Origin of the sequence: Arcicella sp. LKC2W, assembly GCF_034931005.1 — a bacterium.
Lineage (GTDB): Bacteria > Bacteroidota > Bacteroidia > Cytophagales > Spirosomataceae > Arcicella.
This window is the reverse complement of record NZ_JAYGIN010000068.1, coordinates 1-1,446: the sequence shown is the minus strand read 5'-3', so window position 1 is coordinate 1,446 and position 1,446 is coordinate 1. Positions and strand designations below refer to the sequence as shown.

Sequence of the window (1,446 nt, the reverse complement as noted above, 5' to 3'; positions counted from 1 at the left end):
CAATGTCGTTTAGTTAAGGGAAATTACAGCCTTTTATAGTTCATGAAATACTTTTTTTTTGGCTTGTGATTTCTGGGTAAACTTCGATTGGGTCTTATGATTTCTCGTGTTTTAGCTACAATTTCATCAAAGGCTTTAATAGCTTTTCGGAACTGCTTTTTTATGAATACTGCAATCAAAATGCTCTGAGTCATTCCGATTGCATTTGTCCTATTTATTTTCTGTGAGAATTTTCTTTCTTCATCGGCTTTGTATTCTTGAATGACTTTTTGGTCAATTGGGTGAGCGTAGGAAGCACACAAGGTCATTAGAAATACTTTGGCATGAAAATCTTGCTTGATTGCCAAGGCTGTTTTACCCGAGAAATTCTCTAATTCAATCCTACTCTTGAATAGCTTATAAGCCTCTTCTTCGTTCCATCTCAAACGATACAGTTCATTGAACACTTCAATTTTATAAACTTCTTTATCTTTTAGGGAGGTACATAGTATTTCTGTTTCGCCCGTAACCAAGACAACTTTTATGAGTCGACACGTGATTGTTTTGGTTTGACATTCAGGATATGCCACCAATTTATCAAAATCTCTAACTGGCAAGTTAAATGATACGATTTGTTCCTGCTTATCACTTTGGTTAAATTCTCTGACGACAAGCCAATTATCTTTGATTCTTACACAGAAGTCAATTTCTTTGGCTTGGAGTAAAAAGAATAGCCAAAAACAGCCATAACCTCTATCTAAAAGCAATAAATCGCCTTTTTTAATCTTGTCAATATGTTTAATTAGTAAGTCTCTTTCGCTCGAATCATAACGGTCTATTTGACCTTCTATGGTAATGCTATTGAGTACATCGTAAAGTAATGAACCCAAGGCTAAGGATTTGGTAACCGTCAAAGTTGGACCAATGACATGAGAGCCAAATGTTTCAGCTATGCTTTTGTGATTGGGTAAATTTAATCGTGTACCATCAACCGCTAAAACTCGAAAACCCTGCCAAGTACGATATGGAGCATCTTGGTAAAAAGATTCAACTGCTACTTGATTTAAGCGTTGAAATCCCCAAGGATTCAATTTTAACCGTGCCTGAGAAAATGCCCCTTTGGTAACTTCTCGAATATTGAAATCTTGATTGGAAACTGATTTGAAAAAGCTATCAAGTTCTCTTTGAATAGATGTTTTGAAGTTCATAATGATAAAAATTAAGTTTTTTAACGTTAATTTTCTATCTCTACTTACTACATCAATATCGTTCTTGCAACCAGTTTTAAAACTAATAGAATCAAGTTCAGCATTGAGCTTATCGGTTAATTTCTTTCGATATTTTGAGTTTGAAATGGATGCGGTAATCGAAGGAAAAGTCGTAAGGAGGTCAGACATTTTCCTACAAAATAAATACAATTAAACCACTTCATCAAACCAGTCATTTTTTCTTAACTAAACGACATTG

At 34.4% G+C, this 1,446-nt stretch carries 1 protein-coding gene; it reads right to left on the bottom strand.

Annotation, left to right across the window (positions count from 1 at the left end; translation table 11 throughout):
* Positions 1-23: 23 nt before the first annotated feature.
* Positions 24-1,376, bottom strand: coding sequence for an IS4 family transposase (locus VB796_RS23690; protein WP_323349071.1), 1,353 nt, complete (start codon positions 1,374-1,376; stop codon positions 24-26).
* Between the last annotated feature and the right edge of the window lie 70 nt (positions 1,377-1,446).

What these genes read in the sequence shown, in the direction of transcription:
- VB796_RS23690 (WP_323349071.1), bottom strand. Translation starts at nt 1,376, where the DNA reads ATGTCTGACCTCCTTACGACTTTTCCTTCGATTACCGCATCCATTTCA.